Here is a 5,450-nt window from a genome sequence, read left to right as displayed (position 1 = left end):
CTGGCCGACTCGACCGTTCTGGCCGACGAGGTCGGCCCGTCGCACCGGCCCGATCCCGGCGGGGATCGAGCCCACCGGCCCTCGGCGCGGCCCGCGGTGTCGCAGCCGCAGCTGCCGCGGGGTCGCGTTCGTTCGCAGACCTGGGCGGGGTTGGCCGCGGTTGACGGCCGGCCGGACGTCCCGGTACGTCTTGCGCGCTGCTGTCTGCCCCTGCCGGGGGATAACGTGGTCGGCTTCACCACCACGCACAGCCCGGCGGTCTCGGTACACCGGCAGGAATGCGCGAACGCGGCGGACGTCCGTGGGGATCGGCGCCGGGTCGCGGTGACCTCCTGGATTCCCACCACGACGGCGACCTTCCCCGCCGAGATCGCGGTCGAGGCATTTGACCGGTATGGCCTGCTTGCGGACATCACCGAAATGCTGTCGGACGCGTCGGCTGCCGTGCGGTCCGCGTCCACCATCACAGCCGAGGACAGGGTGGCCCGGGCCCGATTCACCGTCGAGGTCGCCGGGCCGGCGCAGTTGGACGCGGTCCTCGCAGCCGTACGGACGGTGGGTGGCGTGTATGACTGCTACCGCACCGGCGGAGTTCGAGCCGATCCCTGCGCTTAGTGGTCGGCGCCGGGCGGTACTACGTTTCTGCTTGTTACCTATGGTAATCAGCTGTTCGTTCGTTTCCGTCGTTCTGTGGAGAAATGACGCAAACAGCACTCGGCGTGCCCGGCCCACGGTGAGCGCCCGTCTGCCGAATGGAATGCCCGGAATCCAGTGCCGACTGCAGTCACCGTAAATTTGTCAGTGGACCCTCCCGTTCGATGTAGAGTATGTTGTTCATGCGCCGATTGATCGGGGGAGTTCGTGGGCCATCTGCAGGCCATGACCAGCATTGATTCGTCTGAAGCGGCGGAGCGGATCGGGCGTCTGCTGGTGGAGCGTCGACTTGCCGCCTGTTTTCAGGTTCTCGGCCCGATTCGCAGCACCTACCGATGGCGCGGCGAGATCGAGCAGGCGGACGAATGGATATGTCTGGCGAAAACGACAACTGAGCGATTTGCCGAGTTGGCGCAGGAGATCGCCCAGGCGCACCCGTACGAGACGCCGGAGATCATTGCGACGCCGATCGTCCACGGGCTCGGTGACTATCTGGACTGGATCACCGCCGAGACGGCGCCGTCCACGCGCTCAGGCCAGCACCCGTAGCTGCTCGTCGAGGTCCCGTACAGGCTGTGTCTCCCGCCACGGCCGGAGTTGATCGCGGACCTGTCGGACCCGGGCCAGCCCCAGCGAGAAGTCCGTCTGCGCCACGATCGCGAGCGCGTCCGCGGCCAGTTGGCATGCCTGGTCGGGCTCCCGGCGGTGGATGTGCACCTCGGCGAGGGTGGCGAGCAGCAGCGAGCGCTTTTTCGTGGCGGTCGGGCTGGTTGGCGACAGACTCTCGGCCGCGGCCGCGTAGGCGGCGTCCGGGCGGCGTAAGCGGGTGAAGGTCGTGACCTTCATCCCGTTGAGGCGGGGGCGGTCGAAGAACTGCGTCCATACCCGGTCCTGCGCCGGATCGGCCCGATCGTAGGCGTCGCCGGCCCGCTCGAGCGCGCGCAGCGCCGCGCCGCTGTCCCCCCGGGAAGCCTGTTCCTCGGCCTCGCGAGCGGCCAGCCACGCACGGGTCATCATGCTGCCGCCGAGCGCGGCTCGGCGCTGCGCCTCTGTCAGTAGTGCACAGGCCTGGTCCGGGCGCCCGGCCATACCCGGTTGATAGCTTTCGTACCCGAGCACACATGCCCACAGGGCGTTGTCATCGGCCTCGCGGGCGGCCTCGACCGCGACCCGGTAGTAGGCGAGTGCCCGCGTGTTGTCGCGCATGTCAAAGGCGAGCCACCCGGCGAGTGCCGCGGCCTCGCCGGCAGTGGCGGCCAGGTCACGGCGTACCGCCGACCGTGGTGAGGTCTCCAGCAGCCGGCTCAGCGTCACCAGATGCGTGGTCACCTTGTCCATGAGGGCCCGGGCCGGGACCCGTTCCTCCAATCCGAACAGACCCGCCGTGCGCGCGGACAAATCATCGACAATCGACGGGGTGACCACGGCCTGCTGCCGAAGGGCCGCGGAAAGCCGATCCCAGGGCTCGGTGTCGAAGGTGACCGGTGTGACCGCGACGCCCCCGGCTGCCGCGACCATCCGTAAGAAGGAGCGCCGCTCCACGCTCGTTTGGGGCTGTCCCGGATCGCGGCCCGCCTCCGGATCGGTGCGGACCCGGGTCATCGTTTCGTCGTCGATGAAGCCGAGTTCCCCAGAACTCCGGTGGAATAGCGCGCGCAGCAGCCGTTGGTAACGAAGGCTGGGCTTCTTGTCGCCCTTCTCCCACTTGCAGACCATATTGCCGGTGACGCCTGCCTCGCGTCCTTCGTGGATGACGGCGAAGCGTCGCAGCTCGGTCGCGAGTCGTTCCTGCGACCAGCTTCTCTCCTCGCGACAGGTTCGCAACCGGGTGTTGGGGATGCGTTCCGGGGGATTCGATACGGCGGGCGAAACCGCCCTGGCTGGCGCTGTCATCTTCCGTCTCCCCCAGATGGCGTGCTCGACAAAGGCAGCTTATCCCGTCGTCCTGGACATCCGACTTGCACCCACCCGGCCGTCCGGACAAGGGCTCGGACAGTTCGGCGCCGGCCGCCGTTTGGTTCGGACGCCTTTCCCCGTGATTTCACTGGAGGCCGTCAACGCGTCACCACTGACCACCACCGAGCGCCGCTGGAAATGTCAAGGTGCGGTGGCGAGAAGCGCTCGGTCCATTGTGTCCATGACTCGCCAGATGTGATCGGTACTATAAGTAGATATTTGTGTGTGGAAGCCGGTACATCAGGTGATATCGGGACCGGTTTACCGGTGGCTGCGGGCGCAAGTATCGATCATGTGATGCCGGCCGCTCGCGGTGACCGTGCCCGGGTGCCCTCGGTGACCGCTTAGAGTCTCACTCTGTGAGCGCCGGCCCCCAACCCAGCACCCCACCGGTATCGTCTGGTGGCCATCCGCTACGAACGTGGCAGCGGGCCGCCCTCGCGGCATACCAGGCCAGGACGGGTGCCGGCGCGCGCGACTTCCTGGCGGTCGCCACGCCGGGTGCCGGCAAGACGACCTTCGCGCTGCGGGTCGCCTCAGACCTTCTGCGCGACGGCGTGGTGCGCGCGATCACCGTGGTGGCCCCGACCGAACATCTGAAACGACAGTGGGCACAGGCGGCCGCCGCGACGGGCATCGCGCTCGACCCGACCTTCCGCAACACCGCCGGGGCAACCTCGTCGGATTACACCGGTGTCGTGCTGACCTACGCACAGGTGGCGGCCCATCCGGCCCTGCACCGGCTGCGCTGCGAGCGACGCCGCACGCTGGTGATCCTGGACGAGATCCACCACGCCGGTGACGCCCGGTCCTGGGGGGATGCGGTCCGCGAGGCCTTCACACCCGCAACCAGACGGTTGGCACTCACCGGAACGCCGTTCCGGTCAGACGTCAATCCCATTCCCTTCGTGACCTATCTCCCCGGTCCAGATGGCGTGACCCGCAGCGTTTCGGACTCCTCCTACGGGTATGCCGACGCGCTACGTGACGCCGTTGTGCGTCCCGTGCTGTTCTTGGCCTATTCCGGGGAGATGTCCTGGCGGACCAGCGCCGGGCATGAGCTCTCAGCCCGTCTCGGCGAGCCGCTGAACAACGAACAGACCGCCGCCGCATGGCGCACGGCACTTGACCCGCGTGGCGATTGGATCCCCGCGGTGCTGGCCGCCGCGGACACCCGCCTGGGCCAGGTACGCGTCGGCGGAATGGCGGACGCGGGCGGGTTGGTGATAGCCACCGATCACGCGAACGCCCGCGCCTACGCCGCGATCCTGCGCCGAGTCAGCGCAACCGAGCCGGTGGTCGTGCTCTCCGACGATCCCGCGGCCAGCTCGAAGATCGAGGCTTTCCGGGGTTCGAGGGACCGTTGGATGGTCGCGGTCCGAATGGTCAGCGAGGGCGTGGACGTGCCGCGCCTGGCTGTCGGGGTCTATGCCACGTCCGTGGCCACGCCACTGTTCTTCGCTCAGGCGGTGGGTCGCTTTGTGCGGGGCCGGGGCCGTCCCGAGACGGCGTCGGTCTTTCTGCCCAGCGTCCCGGCGCTGCTCGCGCTGGCCAGTGAGATGGAGGTCCAGCGCGACCACGCCCTCGACAAGCCACTGCGCGAACCGGATGCGTTCGACGACGAATCACTTCGCGAGGCCAACCGGCGCCGCGACACCCCTGACCTGGTGGACCGGTCGTTCACCGCACTCGGTTCGTCCGCCCACCTCGATCGGGTGATCTTCGACGGTGGCGAGTTCGGCACCCAGGCCGCGGCCGGTTCCGCCGAGGAGGAGGACTTTCTGGGCCTTCCCGGGCTGCTGGAACCGGACCAGGTCGCGGTGCTGCTCAAGCAGCGGGAGGCGGCCCAGCAGGCCGCCCGGCGCAAGCAGGAGCGCACCGGGCGTTCCCCGTCCGCATCAGGGGCACCCGATGTCCCCGGCCAGCCCGGTTCGCAGGTCCGGCCGGACCTGCGTGCCGACGCCACCGGCGAGGCTTCGGCGGACGACCGTCCCACCCATGAGGTGATCACCGAGCTGCGCCGGGAGCTGAACCGGCTCGTCGCAGCCCACCACCACCGCACCGGGCGGGCGCATGGGATCATCCACGGTGAGCTGCGGCGTACCTGTGGCGGGCCGGCGACGGGCCAGGCCAGCGCCGCGCAGCTACGGGCGCGCATCGACACCGTCCGCCGCTGGGAGAAGTAGCGGTCCGCGTCCCGTCATCCACCCCGCGTCCGCCGCCCGTCATCCACCCCGCTGCCCGTCTCGTTCCCCGCGTCCGCCGTCCCATGGTGTGACGAGTGGAAGATTGACAGCCTAAAAAGCTACAAATCGGACGCATGGTGCACGTCAACCTTCCACTCGTCATGGTGAGCCCCTTCCGCGATGCCCTGTGTTTGCGGGATGCCCTGTGTTCCACGGTCTGGCTACCTCACGGCGTGAGGGCCGAGCGGACAGCCTCGACCACATCCATGGGTCGGCTCCAGACGTCGTCCCAGGTAAAGCGCAGTATCCGAAAACCCGCTGTGACGAGGAGATTCTGTCGACGTCGGTCCCGGACGCCGTCGGACCATGCCTCGTGGTGAGTTCTGCCGTCCGCCTCGAGGAGGAGGCCGCGGTCCGGGAACGCGAGATCGACTCTGCCGATGATCTTTCCGTTGAGCGGCTGGACCTCGTACTGGCATACCGGAGCCGGTAGGCCGCAAAGGTGCAGGAGCAGGCGGAGCATCGTCTCCAGCGGGGACTCGGTCTTCGGCGAGACCAGTCCCAGCACCCGGCGGCCGTGGGCGACGCCTCGTCCCCGCGGAGCCTGCGCGAGGTCCATCGCGACCATGCCGAGCAGGTCCGGGTTGCGGTGGG

Annotated in this window: 5 protein-coding genes; 3 read left to right on the top strand and 2 right to left on the bottom strand. The window is 68.5% G+C overall.

The features are described 5' to 3' along the window. Together U9980_RS04145 and cutA are read left to right on the top strand one after the other, a co-directional pair. Window positions 1-615: ACT domain-containing protein (locus U9980_RS04145; RefSeq protein ID WP_322766756.1), on the top strand; the 615-nt coding region annotated here is incomplete at its 5' end. A gap of 246 nt (window positions 616-861) precedes the next feature. Further along, window positions 862-1,203 (top strand): divalent-cation tolerance protein CutA, encoded by a 342-nt coding sequence (gene cutA, locus U9980_RS04140; RefSeq protein WP_322766755.1) that lies wholly within the window; start codon window positions 862-864, stop codon window positions 1,201-1,203. On the opposite strand, the gene U9980_RS04135 is transcribed toward cutA, so the two are convergent. Continuing rightward, window positions 1,186-2,547, bottom strand: a complete 1,362-nt coding sequence (locus U9980_RS04135; RefSeq protein WP_322766754.1) for a helix-turn-helix transcriptional regulator — start codon at window positions 2,545-2,547, stop codon at window positions 1,186-1,188. The two genes, cutA and U9980_RS04135, sit on opposite strands and share 18 nt — an antisense overlap. 422 nt (window positions 2,548-2,969) lie before the next feature. Here U9980_RS04135 and U9980_RS04130 point away from each other — a divergent pair, with 422 nt between their 5' ends. Further along, window positions 2,970-4,796: a DEAD/DEAH box helicase gene (locus U9980_RS04130; RefSeq protein ID WP_322766753.1), complete on the top strand. Its 1,827-nt coding sequence runs from the start codon at window positions 2,970-2,972 to the stop codon at window positions 4,794-4,796. 226 nt (window positions 4,797-5,022) lie between these two features. Here U9980_RS04130 and U9980_RS04125 read toward each other — a convergent pair. Continuing rightward, window positions 5,023-5,450 (bottom strand): endonuclease domain-containing protein (locus U9980_RS04125; protein ID WP_322766752.1); only part of this gene is annotated, 428 nt, incomplete at its 5' end.

The organism is Protofrankia sp. Cr1, assembly GCF_963555865.1.
Lineage (GTDB): Bacteria > Actinomycetota > Actinomycetes > Frankiales > Frankiaceae > Protofrankia.
This window is presented reverse-complemented; position numbering and strand designations above follow the sequence as displayed.

What these genes read in the sequence shown, in the direction of transcription:
- U9980_RS04135 (WP_322766754.1), bottom strand. Translation starts at nt 2,547, where the DNA reads ATGACAGCGCCAGCCAGGGCGGTTTCGCCCGCCGTATCGAATCCCCCG.